The following is a 22,475-nucleotide window of genomic DNA, read 5'->3' on the forward strand; positions in this document are numbered from 1 at the left end:
GCCGCTGTTGTACTGACAGGTACAATAAGGCAGAATCCAGGTTCACACACGAAGATTTGCCTTGTCTGGCACCGCTGGGATTTCCAGCCAAAACCTAGAAAATTCGTCATTAACAGTAGTTTTATATTAACATGTCATCCGAGAAAGTCTCTTGCTTAATTATCGGCTCCGGCCCTGCCGGTTACACAGCCGCCATATATGCATCCCGCGCGGGATTGAATCCTGTACTTTACCAAGGTGCCCAGCCGGGCGGCCAGCTGACCATCACCACAGAAGTTGACAATTACCCGGGCTATCCCGACGGCATTACCGGCCCTGAAATGATGATCAATTTTGAAAAACAAGCCAAACGTTTCGGTACTGATGTCCGTTATGGCCTGGCTACTTCGGTTGATTTTACGGGGTACCCGCATAAAGTGATTATCGACAACAAGCACGAAATCACTGCCGACGCGGTCATTATTTCCACAGGTGCCTCTGCCAAATGGCTTGGCCTTGAAGACGAAGAGCGTTTGAATGGCCGCGGCGTGTCTGCCTGTGCAGTTTGTGACGGATTCTTTTTCCGCAACCAGGACGTTGTAGTGGTAGGCGCCGGCGATACGGCTGCCGAAGAAGCCAGCTATCTTGCCAAACTTTGCCGCAAGGTGTACCTGCTTGTTCGTCGCGATGAAATGCGCGCATCGAAGATCATGCAGAAACGCCTTGAAACTTTGCCCAATATCGAGATCCTCTGGAATACCGAAACGGTGAAGCTCAACGGTGAAGAAGGACTTGAATCGGTACTGGTTAAAAATAATAAAACCGGCGAGGAGCAACTTTTGGAAGCAACCGGTTTCTTTGTTGCGATTGGCCACAAACCCAACACGGATATTTTCAAAGGTTATCTTCATTTAGACGAAACCGGATATATCCAGACCATTAAAGGAAGTTCTTGCACCAATATCAAAGGCGTATTCGCCTGCGGTGACGCTCAGGACAATGTATACCGCCAGGCAGTTACCGCTGCCGGAACAGGTTGTATGGCTGCGTTGGATGCTGAAAGATTTCTGGTAGAGCGGGAAGTGGACGTTATTATCGAAGAAGAAACAGCTTAATTAATCGCACAACCCCTAATAGGAATCAGGCTACGTTGAATGGTAAGCACCAGCGTAGTCTGATTTGGTATTATACTTATGAGAGTAAAGCTTATTGTATGTTTGCTAATGGCCGTGTGTTTGATCTCCTGGAACACGCAAGCGCAAGAGCGAGGAAAATTCAGAAAAAACCCGAAAATCAATCAGTCGGGGAACAATGCCAATGAGGGCCCGACCACCAAAGCCTCCGCTCCTCAGCCCGAGGATGAATACGAGGTGGAAACATCCAATCTGAAATTCCAGAGCCAGTTCGAACCCGTAAAGCCGTTGAACCCTGTCGTCAGCGAAGACACAGCCACAATCGATGAAAGCGAACCGGAAGTGGCCATTGCAGAAGATTCGCTCCTGGTGGCCGACGAATGGGTAAAAGCAGCCGAATACTACGTCATTTGGGATGCCCGGACGATCAACCCCTACGGACTGAGCCCGGCTGAATTCGATGAGCCGGTGGATCTAAAACTGTACGACGAAGCAGCCAACCGCATGTGGGCAACCCCCATGACCCGCACCCCGATTACCTCCAAATTCTCTTACCGCTGGGGCCGCTGGCACAACGGTACTGACCTTGATCTCGAAACGGGTGATTCGGTCCGCAGCACTTATGATGGTATGGTGCGCATCGTGGCATGGGATGGCAGCGGATACGGCCGATTTGTAGTCGTTAGGCATTACAATGGCCTGGAAACACTTTACGGCCACCTTTCGAAACAAATGGTGGAATCGGGTCAACTCGTAAAAGCCGGAGAAGTAATTGGTCTGGGTGGCAATACCGGCAGAAGCTCCGGATCACATTTGCATTATGAAAACCGGTATGAAGGCAATCCATTTGATCCTCAAAGTATATTTGACTGGGAAAACACAACTATTCGCTCCGACCACTTCCTGTTGACCAGCGCGGCATGGAGCCACATCCGGGGCAAGTCAACCAAAAGTGAATTTGAAGCCGGTGATGCACCTGCCGCATATTCCCGTTCCATTTTACACAAAGTACGGTCAGGTGATACCTTAGGCTCAATCGCCTCACGTTATGGCGTGAGCATTTCATCCATTGCCCGCAGAAACCGGATGTCTACCCGCGCTACCTTGCGGATCGGACAGAAACTGCGCATTAAATAATCAGAAACCAATTATGAAATTAGATATCCTTGCCATCACAGCCCACCCCGACGATGTGGAGCTGTGCTGCGCCGGTACACTCCTTTCGCAAATCGCGCTGGGAAAAAAGGTGGGCATTGTAGATCTCACCCGCGGAGAACTCGGCACCAGGGGCACGCCGGAAGGCAGAATTCAGGAAGGCAAAGACGCCGCCCGGATCCTGGGTGTAGAAGTCCGCGACAATGTGGGCCTGGCCGACGGCTTTTTTCTCAATGACGAAGCACATCAGAAAGCCATCATTCCTTACATCCGCAAATACCGGCCGGACATCGTGATCACCAACGCTATCCACGACCGGCACCCCGACCATGGCCGCGGCGCACAGCTCGTTTCTGACAGTTGCTTTTATTCCGGCCTGCGGATGATCAAAACATTTGACGAAGCGGGCAATGAACAGGAAGCCTGGCGACCGAAACAAGTGTTCCATACCATCCAGGACCGTCATATTCAACCGGATTTCATTGTTGACATCACGCCATACCACGACAAAAAGGTCGAGGCGATCAGGGCCTTCAAAAGCCAGTTTCATGTGCCGGAATACCAGGGTGAAGGTGAGCCGCAAAGCTACATTTCCACTCCGGAATTCCTTGAATTCATCATAGCACGTGCAAAGGAAATGGGCCACGCCATCGGCGTAACCTATGGGGAAGGGTTCACCACAGCACGTAAGCTGGGTGTAAAGGATCTTTCAGTCTTCCTCTGATACCGGCCGTGATACTTTTGTTATAATATTCGGGAATTTGTTTGACCTCCGGCAGCGTTTCTATCGTATATCTTAGCAAACAACAGATTACCGACATATGAAAAAAATAATCATGCTGGCCATAGCGGTGGTTTTTACCGTGGCACTTCAGAATTGTTACGGCCAATCCTCCCCCAACCAGGCTAAAACAACACCGAAAGCGCCCGAGTACTCCCATACGGATAAGGCACCCGTACAAAAAAACAACAACGACTGGCAGAAAATACTCTCGCCGGAAGTCTATGAAGTAGCCCGTCTGAAAGGAACCGAGCGGCCGTTTACCAGTCCTTATGAACACTCGAAGGAAATCGGAACCTTCTACTGCGCGGTATGCGGCAATCCGCTTTTCAAAAGCGATGCCAAGTATGAGAGCGGCTGCGGCTGGCCGAGCTTCTTTGAGCCGATCAGCAAACAGTCCATTCTTGAGGCGAAAGATGATAGCCACGGTATGCACCGGATCGAAGTTATGTGCGGCCGTTGTAAATCGCATTTGGGCCATGTGTTCGACGACGGTCCCCCCCCAACCGGGCTGCGCTATTGCATCAACGGCGTAGTACTGGATTTTGAAAAGGCCAAGACGGCCGAGAAAAAATTCAACAGCAAAAAGAAGCCGGAGTCCGGTAGCTGATACCTCCGCTTCTGATTTAGTGAACATGTAGGGACATTCCTCAGATGCGGGGGCCAAACGGCTCGCATTCAAAGAGGGATGTCCCTTTTACATTGTATCCCGCAAAACTTTTTCACACTCTTTGTCTTATAATTTGTTCCAATTCTAAATAATATCTATGTTTGTCGCGGTTTATAATTATTCTAAATAAACCAGCCAGTTACATCCTTAACAAAAACGCTTACTGCATCAAATGCTACACTACAATTTCAAGTTGCGGGCCATGTTGTTCGCCTCAGTCGTTGCGTTCGGACTTGTCTCCTGCTCCGACGACGACGAGCCAACGCCTCCTGCGCAGCAAGACCTTCGTGCCAAGATTGATTATGCAAAAGTAACGCCAACTACCCCCTACAAAAGCCTTTTCATCGACGCCAAAGGCGATACCACTGCCGATCTGAAATCCGGAACTGACCGTTACAGAATGTTCCAGGCATTGAACTACTACATCGGTAGTGCCGTCCGCGACTCAGCCACCCTGGACGCGACTGTAATGAAAAACATGTTTGCGAATAGTGGTAACCCGTTCAAAGACGTCAAATCAGGGGCGGTGCTCGTGAATGGTAACGATTTGAATGCATCGGGAGTACAGCTGCGCGGCATTACAGCATTGTCGAGATCTACCGCAGATGTAGAACGCACGTTACTTGAAGGCTATTTCACGCAAATGGCGGAAGCAAGCAAGTCGGTCAAGTTAACGGCAGAAAAAGGCAAGGCCGGCAAACTGGGTACCTACCTGGTAGATGCGAAGGGCATCGAGATCGCCCAGATCATCCAAAAAGGCCTCATCGGTGCATTACAATTGGATTATATCGGCAATGTACTATTGGACAAAGGCTTAGATGCCGATAACACGGTGTTGGTTTCAGGCAAAAAATACACTGCGCTTGAACACAACTGGGACGAAGCTTTTGGCTTGCTTACACCAAACCCAATTTTCCTCGAAGGAGCAACGCTTGATGCCAAAGGGGCCAAAGCAAATGAGCAATTTCTGGGATCTTACCTTTGGGAATACAACAGAGTTGTTTCCTCGGTAATCCACACCGCATTTCTGAAAGGCCGAGTGGCGATCGTGAACAACGACAAAACCGAGCTGAAAACACAGGCGACATTTATCCGCACCGAAATGGAGAAAGCGATCGCTAACGCCGCATTGGGTTACCTTGCTAAATGGAAAAGCGGAACAACGGACGCTGCCCGCGCCCACGCTATTGGCGAAGGACTCGGCTTTATTTACTCGTTGCGTTACTGCTCGATCAACGGGGCCGATGATACTTTCTCCAACACCATCCTGGCAGGTTTGTTAGGTACGACAAGTTCGTCGAACGGCTTCTGGGACCTTACCAATGATAAGATCAACGCGGCATCCGAAGCTATTACTAAGAAATTCAAGCTGTAACAGCGCATATTACCTCTTTTCAAGTGGGTGGATCGGCAATTTCGCCGGTCCACCATTTGTCGTTTAAAATCTAACCTGTGATTCTGATGAAAAAGTACTTCGCGCTCCTTCTGACATCGCTTTTCCTGGGCTGTTCGGGCGGAAGCGAAAAACCTGATCCGCAGCCGACAGACGAAGGCAAGGACCGCTCGGTTGTGCTGAAAAGTATTGCGGAAAGGATCATACTCCCCTCCTACGATCAGTTCAAAACCCGGTTTGACCGGATGGTAGAAAAATCCAAGGCATTTACGGCTAAGCCCGACGCCCAGACCTTGACCGAATTCCGCTCCGCGTGGGCCACGGCCTATATTGCCTGGGAGCGTGTAGAACTGTTTGATTTCGGCCCTGGTGAAAAACACACCATCCGTAACTTCTTCAACATCTATCCTGCGAATGTCAATGGCATTGCTGCCAACATCGCCGATCCGACATCCAGCCTCGAAGTGCCCAGCTCCTACGCCACCCAGGGCTTTCCTGCACTCGATTACCTGATCAACGGCATTGGTGCCGACGATGCCGCAATCCTGGCAGAATACACCACTGCGCGCGACGCCGCCAAAAAACTCGCTTACATTAACCAGGTCACGACCCGCATGGAATCGCTGCTGGGCAAAGTCATGGGAGAATGGAACGGTGAGTATCTCAATACATTCACCACCAAAACCGGCCTGGATATCGGCTCATCGACATCGCTGATGGTGAACGGCATTGTGCTACACTACGAGCGCTACATCCGCTCGGGCAAGTTTGGCATTCCGTCCGGTGCAATGGCCAATGGCATTCCCGCTCCCGAAAAGGTGGAAGCTTACTATAAGAAGGATATTTCGAAAGTCCTCGCCGAAACAGCGCATAAGGCATATTTCGACTTCTTCAACGGCCGGCATGTAGGCACCGGTGAGGCCGGGGTCGGCCTCAAAACCTATCTGGACGCGTTGGGCGCGAAGGACAGTAGCACCGGCAAGTTACTGAGCGAGAGCATCAATGCACAATTCCTGGCAACTACCGGCAAACTCGAAGCATTAAAGCCCAACCTCTACGAAGAGGTAAAAACCAACAACCAGGTTATGAAGGACACCTACAACGAGATGCAAAAAGCCGTACGCATGCTCAAAGTGGATATGACCTCGGCGATGAGCATTACCATTACCTATACCGACAACGACGGCGACTAAGTTCTGAACCATGCGGGCTTATCTGCAAAAATATTCTTCCGCAGCTCCCCTGGCCGTGTTCAGGGCCATTTTCGGCACCATGCTGCTCATCAGTATCTGTCGTTTTGTGACTATGGGCTGGGTCAGGGAGCTGTATATCAGTCCGCAGTTCTTTTTTCCGTTCTACGGCTTTGAGTTTGTGAAGCCTATTGGCGAGTGGACGTATGCCCTTTTTGCGCTATGCGGTTTTTCCGCCCTGCTGGTCGCCATCGGGTGGTTTTACAGGTGGGCCTCGGTGACACTTTTCCTGAGTTTTACCTACATCGAACTCATGGACAAGAGCACCTATCTGAACCACTACTACTTCGTCAGCGTGCTTTGCTTTATGCTCGTGTTCCTGCCGGCTCACACGCTATTTTCAGTTGACTCCCGCCGCGATTCAAAGCTGCTCGCCGCACAGATACCCGCGTGGTGCACAGACAGCATCCGGGTGATCGTCTGCATGCTTTACTTTTACGCCGGCCTGGCCAAACTCAACAGTGATTGGCTACTGCATGCATTGCCGCTCAAAATATGGCTACCCGCTAAAAATGACATCCCGGTGGTCGGAACTTTGTTCAACGACACCGCGACGGCTTATGTTTTCAGCTGGATGGGCTGTATCTATGACCTAAGCATTGGTTTCCTGCTATGGAACCGGAAAACAAGACCATTTGCTTATGTTTCCGTGGTCGTTTTTCACCTGGCTACCTCCCTGCTTTTTCCGATCGGCATGTTTCCCTACATCATGATCGTCACGGCGCTGATCTTTTTCCCGGCCAAATTCCATCAAAAAATTATCAGCGTGGTCGCCTTCTGGCTAAGACTGCCGGAATCGTATCTCAGGCCGCAGGGACGTTATCAGTTCCCGACGGTTTTGCAACCAGCACTTTACGCAGTCTTCGCCATGTTTTTTGCATTTCAATTCACCTTCCCTTTCCGCTACCTGCTCTACCACGACGAGCTTTTCTGGACTGAGGAAGGTTACCGTTTTTCATGGCGGGTAATGCTCATGGAAAAAGCAGGCTATACCCAGTTTACCATCACCGACGCAAAAGGGAAAAAGCAGGTCGTCAATAACAATGCTTTTTTAACCCGTTTGCAGGAAAAAATGATGTCAACCCAGCCAGACATGATCCTGCAATACGCGCATATGCTACGCGACCATTACGCCGCACGCGGTTTTGAATACCCTCAAGTACGCGTAGATTCCTATGTAGCCCTGAACGGGCGCATGGGCAAACCATTAATCGATCCGAATGTGGACCTGGCTCAACAGACAGAATCCCACCGGCATAAATCCTGGATTACCCCGTTTAACGATGAAATTAAAGGCTTTTAGATTTTTACCTCTTCTACTACTGATCACCGGCATTTCCATGGCCCAGACGCGGTTATCAGGTCGTATTTTGTCCCGGTCCGATAGCTCCGCCATCCAGGCTTGCACCGTATTTTTGAATGAAAAACTGAGTACTCATACCGATCAGGATGGAAACTTTGTGTTCCTCTCCATCCCAAACGGCAATTATGCGCTGCAAACCGCTTCGTCGGGATACCGCATCCTGAAAAAACAGCTTAATGTCCGGGGGAGAGAACTGTATGTCGAGCTGTATTTGGCGAGCTCCGAGCAAAATCTGGATGAACTGACCGTGAAAGAAAAAGGAGCTGATTTTGGCTTCTCGCGGCTGCGGGGCGTGGAAAACATGGGCATTTACGAAGGCAAGAAATCCGAAGTAATTACGCCTGATCAGCTGGTTGCCAATTTATCAACCAATAATGCGCGGCAGGTATACTCACGCGTGGCAGGTCTTAACATCTGGGAAAACGAGGGCGGTGGCTTGCAGCTGAACATCGGAGGACGCGGCCTGGATCCTAACCGAAGCTCCAATTTCAATGTGCGCCAGAATGGTTATGACATCAGCGCGGATGCCTTGGGATATCCTGAAAGTTATTATACGCCACCCATCGAGGCCGTGGGCAAAATCCAGATCGTGCGTGGTGCAGCCTCCTTGCAATATGGAACACAGTTCGGTGGACTCATCAATTTTGTTATGAAAAAACCAGTCCAGGATCGAAAACTGGAAGTGGTGGCCAGGCAAAGTACAGGTTCGTTCGGTTTTTACAACACGTTCACCAGCGCCAGCGGCACGGTCGGCAAACTTAGCTGCTATACGTTCTTTCAATACAAACGGGCTGACGGATGGCGGGCAAACTCAAAATTCAATAACTACACGGTCTACGCCGATCTTGACTACAAGTTTACTGAGAAGACCACCATTGGCCTGGATGTAACACACATGCATTACCTGGCTAAGCAGCCCGGAGGCCTGTCCGACGCGATGTTCCGGGCGGATCCCAGGCAGACGAACCGGGAGCGAAACTGGTTTCAGGTTAACTGGAATATGGCGGCCCTGCATTTCGATCACCGCTTTAATGCGGCCAACGAATTTAACCTGAGAATTTTCGGGCTGGCTGCCAATCGCTACTCCCTTGGTTTCCGTCCTAATAGGGTCGCTACGATAGACGATAACAGCGAACGTGACCTGATCAAAGGCGATTTCACCAACTGGGGCGCCGAAGCCCGCTACCTGAAACGGTATTTTTTAGCCAAAAAAATGTCCGTATTGCTCGTCGGAAGCCGCTACTACTATGGCTACAACCATAATTTACAAGGACTCGGGTCCAATGGTAAAGATGCCGATTTTAGCTTTGTGGAACCGGACCGGTTCATCACCTACGATTACCGCTTTCCCAACCGTAACATTTCCTTTTTTGCTGAAAACATCTTTTACCTGAGCAATCGGCTTTCCATTACGCCGGGTATTCGTTTTGAATACATTAAGACCACTGCAGACGGCTATTACGGCAACATCGCCCGTGATCTGGCGGGTAATGTCATCAACATTTCGCGGACCGACGAATATCGCTCCAACGGGCGGCAGTTTCTTCTGGCCGGAGTCGGGATCAGCTACAAACCCCATACCAATGTGGAGCTGTACGGGAATATGTCACAAAATTACCGGTCCATCACTTTCAGCGACATGCGCATTGCCAACCCGTCTTCAGTGATAGACCCCAATCTGAAAGATGAAAAAGGCTACTCGATCGATCTGGGCGTGCGCAGCCACCAGACTGCCCTTTACAACTACGATATCAGTTTGTTTTACCTCAACTACAACAACCGAATCGGCGAGGTGCAGTTCTATGACGAAAGCAATCGCGTCCTCCGCCTGCGCAGCAATGTAGGGCAGGCCATTATCATGGGGATAGAATCATATGCCGAGGCGGATCTGCTTCGATTGGCTAACGGGGAAAATACCAATTGGAGTGGCGTACTGTTTGCCAATGCAGCCTTCATCAGTTCCGACTACAAGCACAGCGAAATCCCGGGCGTGCAAGGCAACCAGGTGGAATTCGTACCGAAAGTGAACATCAAGACCGGTTTGAGACTGGGATACAAAAAACTGAAAGGCTCCTTCCAGTTTGCACACCTCACGGAGCAGTTTTCGGAAGCTACCAATGCAGTTGAGGGTGGAGTATCGTCGGTAGTAGGCCTCATTCCGGCTTACAAGATTATGGATGTGAGCCTCTCATACGAATGGAAACGGTTTCGCACCGAGGGGAGCATCAACAACCTGGCCAACGAAATGTACTTTACCCGCCGCGCCACCGGTTATCCCGGCCCGGGAATACTACCGTCCGACGGGCGCGGTTTTTATCTGACATTGCAGGTCAAAATCTGACGCGAACCAGAATCAGGAAGCCGGCGCAGAATGCAGTGCGATCCGGTTTCCCTCCGAGTCCAGAAAGGCTGCCATGTAGCCGTACTCAGGGCTGATCTGTGTTTTAGGTACAATGATAGTACCTCCCGCCGCAGGAATCCGGTCGAGTACGATCTGCACATCCGGGTTTGCATTCAGATAAATCAATGGCCCATCGGTAGCCGAAGGTTTATGGAAGCCACCACTGAATACCAGCGCCCCTCCGATGCCTGTCATCATATCGTCGATCGGGAACATCCTCATTTTCAGATTAGGTGTATCCATCGGAAAAAGCTTGATCTGAAAGATTTGCTCGTAAAAACTTGTTGCGCGGTCCAGATCGGTGGTGGGTATTTCAAACCAGCTGATAGCATTGTCCATAGTGGGGGAGTTTAGCGGTAAGCGATACTTTAAGATAATCAATCCCTTAAACCTTTCCAAAGCCGTCTGGCTGAAATCCGCAACGCATGAAGCCGCTATCCACCTCATTTGTCGACGTTTTCGCTGTATTAGTCGAATTTTTGAAAAGTAAAGTCACCCGGATGAGCCTTTTTGATGATAAAAAGCTAAATCGCATCACTTTAACCGAGAAATCGGGTAACGTTGAGTAAGTAGTTTCAATCATTTTTCCGAGTAATTCGGAAAAATGATTTTTCAATACCGGCTCTCTTCAAACGCCCCGAACAGGTCTCAGGCCCGGATCAAACCCATCCCGGGCCAACGCTGCAAAATCATCACTGCGGCCGTAACACGTCAAAAACTCGTGACGTCTATATGGAATCCACGATTGATCAATCCTCTTCCTGACCACTTTCAGAAAGGACTTCTCCTGAGCTATCAAGCCAGATTCATCTTCAAAGCCAGGAATCACCAGCTATTTTTTACCGTTAACTCAAACTGGTTGTAATATCAATAGAACTAATTGGAATAAACAGGCTGTTTGTAGCGATTTAGCGACAAGATATTTATATTCGAATATCTTGCTTACTCAACGTTAATTGCAGCGCGGGGTCTTGCGTCGAGCAACCCCGCGTTATCCGTTTTTCTCTTAAAATTGTGCACACCGCGAAATAATTCACAGGTTATCAGGCATTTGCCAGCAGGACCCCGTTTGATAAACCTACACCGCTCATGCTCCTACTTGACAATTGCCGCAGGCGCAGTCCATCCCTGTCCATTGATTTTTCCTGTAAAACACTTTCTTAAAAAGAAGTTCAGGCCCTACATAGCCTCTCATTCTACGCCTTCCGAAGTAATAAAACCTGAACTGCGTCCTGCTCTTAATGGCCGTTTGTCTGGCGACCAATCTTCGTTATAATACCACAAATTGAACGCAGAAGTGCCGTAACCCGGGTCCTGCTGTAATGTAAAATCTCCGTTCCCGAACGGTATCCCGGCTCCGAACTGAACCGTATTGTCGAAATCGAACATTGCCACGGGCGAGTACTTGACGATCACGAGGCTTTTGCGGACTCTGCGTCGATTACCTGGGCAATGGAACTGTAACTGTGGCTAAAAGAACGGAAATAATCAGTAGCGCTCTTTTCATAGAACCGGGATCTGGCTTAGGTATTCAATGCTGTCGGATTGATCGAACTTGTATTGAAACAGCCCTTTTTTTCCAGTGATAATGAGGTGGTTCTTGCGAACAATCACGTCATAGGAAGGGATTTCCGGATAAAAATGCTTAAACAACGGCACCTTGGGGTCGGTAATGTCCATTACCCTGAATCCTTTCTCACCCTCGCAGACAAAGAGCTTATTGCCCGAAACCCCAAGTCCATAGGGTGAATCCAGTCGCTGGCTATTCACCCGGGCAGGCTGTGTGGGATTGCTAATGTCGACCACGTCCAGGGAACTGAACAAACCGCCCGGCCGGCAGCTCACGCCTGCACGGAGTGTCACATACGCATACTTACCCTGCACAACCACCGGATCGCAAGAGAGCACATGGGTGAACTTCGACAGGAGAACAGGATTATTGGGGCTGCTATTGTTGTAAATGTACATACCGTCCATAGCGCCGATAAACAGATTCTGCTGGTAGGGAAATATAGTTTCAATACCCACTCCCAGATCTTTCTTAGTCGCTTTGACCGGGCTGCCCCCTTCCTTGATATCGTATACTTCCAGGGATTCGTTCGAGACGATGTACAAAGTGTTTCCGGTAATCGCAAAACGCGCCATCGAACCGCCGGATCCGGTTTGCGGGTTCATGGAAGGATCGCCGTCTCTGCTACCATCACATGCGTTGAGTATCAGCAACAAACCCAAGGCAGCAAGCCCGAGAAATAGCAGCGGGATTATTTTTTTCATGGTCGGATGAAGTTGATTATCAGAATAACGAGTCGTTTGTATGATCACCGGTAGCATTTGGGTTGTTTCTCCATATCAACCTTTTCCCAGTCCACCACAACACCCTTCTTACTGTCGGCACATTCAAAGTAAATCCCCCGAAGCGGCGGGTAACTGTGAACCGGAATGGCATTGGGAATGGTTTTCGCGAGTTTGGGCTGGGTAGGGTTCGTAATGTCGATCACCAGCAGGTTGGACAGGTTATCCGCATACAGCCAGTTTTCTTTGACTGCAATGTCATAATTTCCGACAATGGAAATGAATGAAAGATTTTCCGGCTTTTTGGGATCCTGGTTATCCACGATATGAATTCCCTTTCCCAACTCATTGATATACAAATACCGGCCGAATGTGTAGATCTTCCCGGGTTCTTTCAGCGAACGTGCCGCGCCCATCTCAACCTTGGCGACATCCTCGGGGCTCTTATATACGGGACGGTAACCTGTTCCATCGAATTTGACATCACCTACAAAGGGCTCTGAGTCACGGTAATGGCACGAAAACAGCATCAAGGTAATGCCGGTAAGCAGTAGTGTTCTTTTCATGGCGTATAGTCAGGATGTACAGATTGCTAGCTTAGACACCATATTACACCTAAACGTTGCACAGGCCCGGCTTTTCGCTTAATAATTATCGCTTTGACTGCTCCCTGATTTATCGTAAATTTTCACAAAAAACTCACATTCACCATTTTCTGTACTCCTCTATCATGAAGAAGCTCTTCAAAATCCTCGGCTTTGTGCTGCTGGCCGCAATCCTTTTTGCCGCGGCTGCTGCCACTTACGTCAAAACCGCTCTGCCCAACGTAGGCGAGCCGCCGGTCATCTCCATTGAGAGAACGCCTGCAAGAATCGAACGCGGCAAGTACCTTGCCAACCATGTCACGGTCTGTATGGATTGTCACAGTTCGCGCGACTGGAGTCTGTTTTCAGCGCCCCTGGCTGCGGGTAATTTCGGCGGCGGCGGTGAAATTTTCAGCCGAGACCTGGGTTTCCCCGGCGTTTTCTACGCCCGCAACATTACTCCCTATGGCATCGGCAAATGGACGGATGGCGAAGTATTCAGGGCGATTACAACCGGCCAGAGCCGCGACGGCCATGCATTGTTCCCCATTATGCCCTACCTGAACTACGGGCAACTCGACCAGGAAGACATTTACAGCATTATCGCCTACGTGCGGACACTCGCACCCGTCGAGCATGATATTGCGCCCGCGGAAGCCGATTTTCCGGTCAACATCCTGATCAACACGATGCCGACCAAGTCCAACCTGACCCAAAGACCGGCCGAAACCGACCTCGTGGAATATGGCCGCTACATGGCTACTGCCGCTAGTTGTGTAGAATGCCACAGTCAGCGGGAAAAAGGCACCAAAGTTCCCGGAACCGAGTATGGAGGCGGGATGGAGTTCGTAATGCCAAACGGCGTTTTAAGATCCGCCAACATAACCCCCGACGAGAAGACCGGCATCGGACTATGGACAGAGGACGCTTTTGTAAAACGATTCAAAGCTTACGCGGATTCAACCTACAAACCCCACAAGGTCGGTCCGAAAGAAATGAATACCGCCATGCCCTGGATGATGTATGCGGGGATGAAGGACACTGACTTGAAAGCGATCTTTGCGTACCTGCGGACCGTACGACCGCTCGATCACAAGGTCGTCAAGTTCATGCCTAATTAGGATTCACGCTGTCGTATCGGACAAAATTCCATGCTAAGGGCGGCGCAGTTAACATATCCCGATGGGTAATGTTAATTGCGTCGCGCCTGATAACTGTATAGGAACTGCATGACCTTATTGCCTATCCGCTAACACTTGCCCAAAAGGAAGTTTCTTAGTTTTATCCTAGTCAGACCTCACCACTAATTAAATTCACCAGCGACTTTTTGTTTCAGACTATAAATCTGCTTTACGATTTCGAAGCATTCTTCTCTTTCCATCTGGCTGATTGTATTTTTCACATCATTGACAATAATCCGCCCCTGATCGTCGACCGCAGGGCCCGAGCGGGAAACTCTTTTGCAGATGGCGTCCCATTCAGCGGCTAACTCCTGCGAAAACATCTTGGAAGGAAGAATTTTAAAAAAGGCATGCAAGGCCAAAAGATCTGACCGGGATCGGTCCAAGTTGAGTGTTAAGCCTTCGGCGAATTTTGAAAGTTCAACGTAAGCGAAAATGTTTGATTGCTGCATGAACAGAGGGTAGGATTGTTGGTAAAACAACATTTGATTACGAATCTAGACTTATACGCCAGTTCTTACAATCCGAGCCAGTCCACGATTCACCTGCAACAATAGCCCAAATCGCGCAACAAACTCTGGCGCAAATCCTTATCTACACTTGAAAAGATTCCCCCCGGCATCAAATAATTCATATTCTTATTTAACGGTTAAAGTCGCGGGTTACACCGCTGAAAGCGCTGCCAGCGTGAGCGGCTGTGAATAAATAACAATGTCAACGAGAACTGTGTCGATCTCATCGAAGGCCACCGTCCCAGGATCGGAAAGCGGGAAATCAATTTCCCGGAACGGTCCGCAACTCCCCTATCAAGAAGGTTGCATGTGGTAAGAACGCGCTGATGACAAAGTCACGATCCGCTTGTTTACATTGACCGGGAAGGCCTGAGAATCACGCAGCACGGCTTGCCTGGCCGATCGACTTCGGTCATAATGCCCCCTCAATACCCAGGGCCGCATCAACCAGAGCCTCTGGTATGTGAGAACCGGAAAGAAACGAATCACCGTCGGAAACTATCAAATCGTTATTTTGCATACCTGTTTATGCCAAACGCTACCGGCCCTTCCATACGGTCGGCGGAGTCAAACCCGATCACCAATGAGAAAACTACTGTTCCTGACCCTTTTACAAATTCTGGCAATGCGGGCAACGGCCCAGCAAACCCTCACCAGCGACGGCGCCTGGTGCTGGTTCAGCGACCCGCGGGCGTTGTACACCGAAGCCACCGGCAGCAGAATTGTAACCGGCTGGGTCACCAGGCAGGGTGACATTGAGGCGGCCATGTTCGATGCAAGTGCCGGTAAGACCGAGAAGGCGACCCTTTATGAGAAGCTGGAAGTGGACGACCACGACAACCCAGCATTCGCCATTCTTCCCGACAAACGCATTCTCGCTCTCTACACCTGGCACGGCAGGAACGAAGAACCGAAAGGTGTGATCCGGAACACCACCCAAAAACCGCTCGATATCCGCACTTTTGGCAAAGCGAACGTGTTCAAACCCCGCACCGACTCGCTCGTTGCGCTGTATAAGAAAGACACCTACACTTACGCCAACCCGTTCGTGCTGGAAACGGAGAAGAACCGGCTGTACTGCTTCGGGCGTTGGATCGGCTACAAGCCCAATATGATCACTTCCGACGACAATGGCCTATCCTGGTCGGAGCCGAAAATCATGATCACCTCGAAAGTCCTGGATATCAACAACCGGCCCTATGTCAAATACTATTCCGACGGGCAGTCGCGAATCCATATTGTGTTTACCGACGGCCATCCGGCGGTTGAGCCGCTTAATTCGGTGTATTATTGCTACTACGAGAACAACGCATTCTGGCGTGCGGATGGCACCAGAATCTGCGACGTGGATGCCCTGCCGTTCCGTTCGTCGGACGCCACCGTGGTCTACAAAGCGACACCCGAAACCGGCAAGGCCTGGATTTTCGACATTGTCGCCGACGGTCGGGGCCGACCGGTGATTCTATACGCCCGCTACCCCACCGACCAGCAACACCACTACTATTATACTTCCTTCGATGGCTCCCGATGGGCTGACCACAAGATCATCGAAGCAGGTAAATGGTTTCCACAAACACCTGCGGGCCAGAAAGAACGGGAGGTTAACTACTCGGGAGGAATGACATTCGACCCTGCCTCTCCCGATATCATCTATTTTTCGCATCAGATCGATGGCGTCTTTGAGATTTCGCGTGGGCGCACGCAAGACGCGGGTCGCTCGTGGGAAATTTCGCCCGTTACCCGCAATTCCCGGCTGGACAACGTCAGGCCATTCGTTCCCCGCAACAAGACAGCCAGGAACAAAACGGTGCTTTTGTGGATGCAGAACAGGTCCTACATTCACTATACGGATTACGACAGCAGTATTTTGTACAAGGTCATCAACCCGTAGCGCATATACATCCTTGCTATCCTCTCAGTAACGTTCCGTAGAAGTTTCAGGAAATGCTGTGAGGATCAGAAAGGGGCTTCCTCTGCTACTTTTGTCCATATTTCTGATACTATCTTTCACAAACTGGATTGGATTGAAAATTTGTATTAGTTTACACAGGCACTAAAACCCTGGACAATGAAAGCTGTTGAATTTCACTTACCTCAGGATGTCGACAAATCCTTTATCGTGTTTCGTGAGAAAGGCGATTTCTTTCCAGCTCCCTGGCATTATCACGCGCATTTCGAGTTTGTTCTGATCAATAAAAGTACCGGCAAGCGCATGGTCGGCGACCATATCGGCTACTTTGAGGAGGACGATCTGGTTTTTATGGGATCATTACTTCCGCATGTCTGGGTAAACGACCCTATCTACCTGGAACAGCGCGCAAAAGACAAAGCTGATGCCCTGGTAATCCACTTCACAGATGACTTCCTGGGTGAAGACTTTATGAATATACCTGAAATGGACAATTTCAGAAAAGTCCTCAACCTGGCCGACCGCGGCATGGCACTTCGGGGAGAAACGCGCAGCAGGATCAACAAGCTGATCAGGGAAATGCCGGCCAAGAACGGGATACAACGCCTGTCTTCGCTGTTTTTGATTTTCGATATCATGTCCAGCACAACAGAATATGATCTTTTAGCGAGTCCACGCTTCGTGCAGAACTTCCACTACGACTCCTCCGACCGCTTCAAAAAAATCACAGGATATATCATGCAGAACTTCGACAAGGATATCAGCCTTAGCGAAATCGCCTCCGTGAGTAGTATGGGCGTCACCGCATTTTGTAACTTTTTCAAGGAGCAGTTCCGCGTCACATTTGTTGAATACCTCACGACGGTACGCATCGGCCACGCATGCAAACTGCTCTCGGAAAACGACCGGAATGTGGTTGAAGTAGCTTATGAATGCGGGTTCAATAACCTGGCCAACTTCAACCGGCAGTTCAAAAAACTAAAAAGTATGACCCCGAGTGACTATCGGAAAACATTGGTTGTCCGGTAGTTGTTTTTCAAAGTGGCCCCGAAAAATAGTATCAGCTTGCCAAAATGCCAAGCCGCGCAGCTATTACAAGCAGTCTCGCGCGAATCGTTTCCTCGGCTCCCGCGACGAGGCAGCTGTACCTGCAGCGCCAGGTTTCGTAACCACCGTTAGCTATTTCGCCGGAAGGCGGTACATATCCCACATTTCCATTCGCCATGCTGATCGTAAAATAGTGCTTTGCAACTACTTTTTCTTTCAGATATAAGCCTGTTTCTGAGAAAAATTCACCCGCCAGCCCACCGATGATCCCATCGCCGATCCTGATCACCTGTACAGGACATTCCCGCAGATCGGGCGTTTCGTTCAGTAGCAACTGCTCTCTGGCATAAATTTGCCTTAAACCAGCAAAATCTGGCTCAATGGTTTCGTAATGCGCTTCGGCTACCAGCCTGGCGGCGATTTCCAGCTCCGCCTCGGTCGGCTTGGCGACGGGTACTTGCACGATCTCCAGGGCCGCTTCCAGCACTGCATCACTCTGCCATTCCAATGCGTCTATACGCTGAGCTATTTTACCAGCCAGGTCAGAGCCAATCAGTTCACTCTTCGCAAAATGCTCAGCAGGGTAACGTTCCGGGTCAAGAAAATCCCAGATGTTGACATCGCCGCTGGTTCCATTGCTCATCATACCTACAAAGTCCTCATCTGCCTGTAATTTTCCCCGGAGTTCTTCGGAGAACACGCCGAAATAATCGGCTGATATCGTACCGTTTTCCCAATCGCCTACGTAATGCAGCGAGTAATTGGCGAGCACGCTAATCCACCGACCATCCAGCCCTTTTACCGCCAGGTATCCTAGTTCCGGATCCGTAGGCGCGACACTATTAAGGATCATATTTTCAGCTCCGAACGGATTGGTTTTCACAGGGTCGGGCTGGCCGGTTACGGGGTTGAGAGCTGTGTAGTCCGCATTCATTTCATACCTCCGGCAAAGCAGATGCTCCGGTGCGTGGACCGCGCCAAATGCGATCCGCGCAGGTCTGAGGTTTCGAATTGCATGCCCCACCGATGCGGCAATGAGTCCGGGTAGCTTTTGAGCATAAGCCGGGTCTACGCTACCCAAATGCACGTCCGCCACCGAACCCGCGGCATGCGTGTGTGTGGCGGAAATCAGCACGTGAGACGCGGGGATACCAGTCGACCGCGTGATTTCAGTTTTTACCGAATCCAGGAAATCCTTGGGCATCACGCAAATATCCACCACCACAACAGCAACAAAAGTATCGCCCTGTTTGAAAACCAAAGCTTTGGAATACAGCTCGTCATGGATATAGGTAGCATAATGCGTGATAAAATCCCCATTGATCCGCGTTCCAAGCGGCGGGGTAGTTTTAACACGGGCAGCACCAGCTAGAAGTGGAAGCATATTTTGGCTATCGGCGGTCGACAATTGATACGCTCTCGTTTTCAGGTTTAACTATATATTCATTTGTTCGTTCGGCCAGCATTCGCTGATTCATCGCATCTGCGGCCGATTTTTTCTGCTCATTTCGCTCTCCACGCCTTCCTCAAAAACCGTATCCAGTTCTGGCTGAATATGTTATCAATGTCTTCATCCGAATAACCCCTCCTTGCGAGGATAGCTTCGTATTTCTGTAAATCCGCGATTGAATTCATATCCCAGGGAGATTGCTCGGTGCCAAAAATACCGTCCAGGTCGCTGCCTATCGCCACGTGATGGCTGTTCCCGGCGAGCTGGCAAATGTGGTCCCAATGGTCAACCAGATGTTCGAGCCTGATATCCAGCTGCCAGGGGTCCGAAACCATGTCAATAAAGCGGATGTCCATTGCCCAGCAATCGAGCATTCCACCAATTACTGCCCCTCGCTCAATGAGCCGTTTGATCTGGTGGTCAGCAAGCTGGCGCTGGTTGGGCACGATTTTGCGTACATTATGGTGACTCGACCATACAGGCCCTTCATAAAAGTCCAGAACCTGGTCAAAACCTTCGTCAGTCAAATGCGTCGTGTCCAGGATCATATTCAGTTTGGACATTTCACGCATGAGCTCAAATCCCAGCCCGGTAACTGGCCCTTCCGTTTTCGTCCCCGGAGCGTATCTTCCCGGCCCGAAATGAGAAAGCCCCACCGCCCGCAAGCCATATTCGTAAGCCCGGTGTAAATACGAGACGTCTACCAGGGAATCAGCGCCTTCCAGACCAAGAATGTAACCAACCGGCTTCCCTTCGCTGGCTGTCGCCGCATCGTTCCATTTTGCCAAATGTGATTCAAGCCCGGCCAGGTCCGTGATCTGCACCATTTCACCCAGTGCCTCCATTTCCCGGTACCATGCAAGCTGTGCCTGCGTCATCGCCCAGGCCTGCTGAGGCGAATTCCATCCCGGCAACGCGCTGCCCGACGGTGTAAAGCGAGCAAGCTGCGTAGCGACTACCAGTCCGACATTGCCCTTTCTAAGCTCCGGAAGGCACACGGTGCCTTTGCCCCTGTCATTTTTGTCGGACATGTGCATTTCCCGCTGGCGGATCTCGTTCAGCGGCCGGGTAAGGTCACGGTTCCATTCGATGGCATTCATCGACAGGTCCAGATGGGCATCGAAAATGAATCTACTCATGGTGTTTCTAGCGAAAATCAAACCCGTCGCGAACAGGTTCGGCTACTTCCTTGGGATTGTATTTAAAGGGATACTTTTCGAATAACTCCCGTACCTGACGGCCGAATTTACTCAGTAGCTCCTGCCACTTTTCGCTTTCACCGGGAACATAAGTGTAAAAACCCTTTCCACTCTCCATTCCCCATTCTTTTCCGGCCAACATCCGTTGAAAAAAATCAGGAATATGCCCGTCGGTCGACAACTCGGGATTCAGGTCTTTCATCACCATTCCATACGCATAGGTGCCCATCAGATCCATGTACCGAAGGTTCCCGGCAAAAGGCAGGTAATATCCCGCGTCATTGCGGCATGCCCTGTCGATATCCTCCACGGTCGCGTATCCGTGTTTCACCAGATAAAAAGCCTCACGTATCAGCGCACCCGTCAGGCGCATACGGATCCCGGTGTTCCCTTTTATAATGTAAGGATCTTTTTTCCAGAAATCAATGGCTGTCCGCTGCAGTTGGCTTGTCAGGATCGGATCGGTTATGTCGTTGGCAATAATTTCAAGAAAACAGGTCGTATCCGCAGGCTGCGTCCAGTTTACACCCATGATCCGACGGGGAAAAGATGCATTTTCCTGCAAGAGGTCAAGGCCTATCGTTTCCGTATTAACTGCAATAATTGCATCCCTGTGCAGTATCATTTCCAGTTTGGCGAGCATCTCTTTCTTCATAAGCAGATCCTCGTCTGTGATCAGAATGGCCATTCCATAAACCCTTGCCGCGAACGGAACCGCTTGTTCAGGCAGCCGGTTTTCGGATGCGAAACTAAATCCCCCTCGCTGTAAACAGGATGCAATGCTGCGTGTTAACGGATGATCGCCTATCAGCAATACTGGTTCCATTTGTCGTCCCGTCTCTTTCATCTATCCAGCTAAATACCTTTTCAAAGAGTTTGAAGCACTTTACCGGCAACTTCTATCGCCTGTTCTATATCCTCATCAGTATGCACGGCACTGATATACCATAGCCCCCGGCCTATCACCCGGACACCTTCTTCGTGCATTCCGGCAATAAACCTTGCCAGTTTCGTTTTGTCGGCCAGAAGTGTATCACGGTAATCTCCATTTTTTTTCAAAGCAGTAAAGCTCAGGGCAAACATAGGCCCGGGCCCTTCAACGAGCAACGCATGACCACTTCTTGAACCAGCCGCCCGCAGCCCCTCTATCAGTTTTCTCCCCAGCCTGAACATCCTGTCATGGGGCTGTTCTTTTTCCAGAACCGCAATCGTGGCCAAGGCTGCCGCCACCGTCGGGTTACCTGCATTCATGGTACCGGCATGGATCACTTTGGCCTGTTCAATAAGCTGCATCCATTCGTATTTTCCCACAATCGCGCTGATGGCATAGCCACTGGCGATCGCTTTGGCAAAAATGGACAGGTCGGGCGTGATGCCGAAGTATTTTTGCGCCCCTCCCAGAGATATGCGGAAACCGGTGATAACCTCATCAAATATCAGCGCGATGCCATGCTCGGTGCATAGATCCCTTAATCCCTGTAAAAACCCGGGATTGGGCTCAATGCAGCCATTATTGCACATAATAGGCTCCGTAATGATCGCGGCAATTTCGGCAGCTCTTTCGGCCACCGTTTTTCGGACCAGGTCCAGATCATTCCAGGGCAGTACGATAAAATCATTTTCAACCCCCTGCGGTAAACCCTGGGTCCATGGAAATACGTTCGGGTTTTCGCGGCTACCCAATGCTTCCGGGGAAGGCGCCGAAATACCCCAGCACACATTGTCCATCCAGCCGTGGTAATGTCCTTCAAAACGGAGAAATTTGTTCCTGCCGGTCTTTGCCCTGGCCACCCGGAATGCCGTTTGCACAGCCTCAGAGCCGTCCAGACAAAATCGCATCAGCTCCGCGGAAGGGATCAGCTCGCTGAGCTTTTCCGCCAGCTCTATTTCCTTAATATGCTGACCAGCAAACAGTTGCCCCGTTTCTGAATATTCCCCGACCGCTTTTAGAACCTCCGGATGTGAATGCCCCAGGATAAGCGGGCCCTGGCTGAGGGTAAAATCCAGGTATTCGTTGCCGTCGACATCGTAAATCCGGCTCCCTTTCCCGTGTGTATAAAAAAGTGCATGTGGGTGGTTGTATTTTCTGAATTCAGATGAAACGCCGCTGGCGAGCACTTTTTTGGCTCTTTCCAGCAAAGCTGCGGATTTCGTGTAGGTTTTCATGTTTGTATCG

At 50.3% G+C, this 22,475-nt stretch carries 20 protein-coding genes; 11 read left to right on the forward strand and 9 right to left on the reverse strand.

What is annotated here, in order from left to right:
* The first annotated feature begins 131 nt into the window (after positions 1–131).
* The 8 genes from trxB (at position 132) to BP71_RS21480 (ending at position 10,065) form a co-directional block, all read left to right on the forward strand.
* Positions 132–1,094 (forward strand): thioredoxin-disulfide reductase, encoded by a 963-nt coding sequence (trxB, locus tag BP71_RS21445; RefSeq protein WP_496382979.1) that lies wholly within the window; start codon positions 132–134, stop codon positions 1,092–1,094.
* A gap of 78 nt (positions 1,095–1,172) precedes the next feature.
* Positions 1,173–2,249, forward strand: a complete 1,077-nt coding sequence (locus BP71_RS21450) for a peptidoglycan DD-metalloendopeptidase family protein (RefSeq protein ID WP_496382981.1) — start codon at positions 1,173–1,175, stop codon at positions 2,247–2,249.
* Positions 2,250–2,262: 13 nt separating this feature from the next.
* On the forward strand, positions 2,263–2,991 hold the full coding sequence (gene bshB1, locus BP71_RS21455; protein ID WP_496382983.1) for a bacillithiol biosynthesis deacetylase BshB1: 729 nt from the start codon (positions 2,263–2,265) through the stop codon (positions 2,989–2,991).
* Positions 2,992–3,088: 97 nt separating this feature from the next.
* Positions 3,089–3,658 (forward strand): peptide-methionine (R)-S-oxide reductase MsrB, encoded by a 570-nt coding sequence (msrB, locus tag BP71_RS21460; RefSeq protein WP_496382985.1) that lies wholly within the window; start codon positions 3,089–3,091, stop codon positions 3,656–3,658.
* Between the two features lie 232 nt (positions 3,659–3,890).
* On the forward strand, positions 3,891–5,093 hold the full coding sequence (locus BP71_RS21465) for a DUF4856 domain-containing protein (protein WP_496382987.1): 1,203 nt from the start codon (positions 3,891–3,893) through the stop codon (positions 5,091–5,093).
* A gap of 86 nt (positions 5,094–5,179) precedes the next feature.
* The gene (locus BP71_RS21470; protein ID WP_496382989.1) at positions 5,180–6,304 is read left to right on the forward strand and encodes an imelysin family protein; all 1,125 of its coding nucleotides are present in this window, start codon (positions 5,180–5,182) and stop codon (positions 6,302–6,304) included.
* A 10-nt stretch (positions 6,305–6,314) separates the two neighbouring features.
* A complete protein-coding gene (locus BP71_RS21475) occupies positions 6,315–7,664 on the forward strand; it encodes an HTTM domain-containing protein (RefSeq protein WP_496382991.1) in 1,350 nt (449 codons plus the stop codon).
* Positions 7,645–10,065 carry a TonB-dependent receptor domain-containing protein gene (locus BP71_RS21480; RefSeq protein ID WP_496382993.1) on the forward strand — a complete coding sequence of 807 codons (2,421 nt, stop codon included), beginning with the start codon at positions 7,645–7,647 and terminating at the stop codon, positions 10,063–10,065. Before BP71_RS21475 ends, BP71_RS21480 begins: the two co-directional genes overlap by 20 nt.
* Before the next feature lie 12 nt (positions 10,066–10,077).
* Here BP71_RS21480 and BP71_RS21485 read toward each other — a convergent pair whose 3' ends face one another.
* From BP71_RS21485 to BP71_RS21500, 4 genes are all read right to left on the reverse strand, one after another.
* On the reverse strand, positions 10,078–10,464 hold the full coding sequence (locus BP71_RS21485) for a VOC family protein (RefSeq protein ID WP_496382994.1): 387 nt from the start codon (positions 10,462–10,464) through the stop codon (positions 10,078–10,080).
* Positions 10,465–11,316: 852 nt separating this feature from the next.
* On the reverse strand, positions 11,317–11,541 hold the full coding sequence (locus BP71_RS21490) for a hypothetical protein (protein WP_496382995.1): 225 nt from the start codon (positions 11,539–11,541) through the stop codon (positions 11,317–11,319).
* Positions 11,542–11,628: 87 nt separating this feature from the next.
* Positions 11,629–12,399 (reverse strand): LVIVD repeat-containing protein, encoded by a 771-nt coding sequence (locus tag BP71_RS21495; RefSeq protein WP_496382997.1) that lies wholly within the window; start codon positions 12,397–12,399, stop codon positions 11,629–11,631.
* A gap of 44 nt (positions 12,400–12,443) precedes the next feature.
* Entirely contained in the window at positions 12,444–12,983 is a 540-nt protein-coding gene (locus BP71_RS21500) for an LVIVD repeat-containing protein (protein ID WP_496382999.1), read from the reverse strand.
* Positions 12,984–13,147: 164 nt separating this feature from the next.
* Between BP71_RS21500 and BP71_RS21505 the strand changes: the two genes are divergently transcribed.
* Positions 13,148–14,122: a c-type cytochrome gene (locus tag BP71_RS21505; protein WP_496383001.1), complete on the forward strand. Its 975-nt coding sequence runs from the start codon at positions 13,148–13,150 to the stop codon at positions 14,120–14,122.
* A 182-nt stretch (positions 14,123–14,304) separates the two neighbouring features.
* On the opposite strand, the gene BP71_RS21510 is transcribed toward BP71_RS21505, so the two are convergent.
* Entirely contained in the window at positions 14,305–14,667 is a 363-nt protein-coding gene (locus BP71_RS21510) for a hypothetical protein (RefSeq protein ID WP_496383003.1), read from the reverse strand.
* A 610-nt stretch (positions 14,668–15,277) separates the two neighbouring features.
* Between BP71_RS21510 and BP71_RS21515 the strand changes: the two genes are divergently transcribed.
* Complete coding sequence (locus tag BP71_RS21515) at positions 15,278–16,585, forward strand: BNR-4 repeat-containing protein (RefSeq protein ID WP_496383005.1); 1,308 nt, start codon at positions 15,278–15,280, stop codon at positions 16,583–16,585.
* A gap of 177 nt (positions 16,586–16,762) precedes the next feature.
* A complete protein-coding gene (locus tag BP71_RS21520; RefSeq protein WP_496383007.1) occupies positions 16,763–17,632 on the forward strand; it encodes an AraC family transcriptional regulator in 870 nt (289 codons plus the stop codon).
* Between the two features lie 31 nt (positions 17,633–17,663).
* Here the strand turns inward: BP71_RS21520 and BP71_RS21525 are convergent, their stop codons facing one another.
* The 4 genes from BP71_RS21525 to BP71_RS21540 form a co-directional block, all read right to left on the reverse strand.
* Positions 17,664–19,034 carry a hypothetical protein gene (locus BP71_RS21525; protein ID WP_496383009.1) on the reverse strand — a complete coding sequence of 457 codons (1,371 nt, stop codon included), beginning with the start codon at positions 19,032–19,034 and terminating at the stop codon, positions 17,664–17,666.
* Positions 19,035–19,153: 119 nt separating this feature from the next.
* Positions 19,154–20,239: a dipeptidase gene (locus BP71_RS21530; RefSeq protein ID WP_496383011.1), complete on the reverse strand. Its 1,086-nt coding sequence runs from the start codon at positions 20,237–20,239 to the stop codon at positions 19,154–19,156.
* A gap of 7 nt (positions 20,240–20,246) precedes the next feature.
* Positions 20,247–21,125, reverse strand: a complete 879-nt coding sequence (locus tag BP71_RS21535) for a 3-hydroxyacyl-CoA dehydrogenase family protein (RefSeq protein ID WP_496383013.1) — start codon at positions 21,123–21,125, stop codon at positions 20,247–20,249.
* A 41-nt stretch (positions 21,126–21,166) separates the two neighbouring features.
* The gene (locus BP71_RS21540; protein WP_496383015.1) at positions 21,167–22,465 is read right to left on the reverse strand and encodes an aspartate aminotransferase family protein; all 1,299 of its coding nucleotides are present in this window, start codon (positions 22,463–22,465) and stop codon (positions 21,167–21,169) included.
* Positions 22,466–22,475: the final 10 nt, after the last annotated feature.

The organism is Dyadobacter ginsengisoli DSM 21015 (assembly GCF_059568735.1).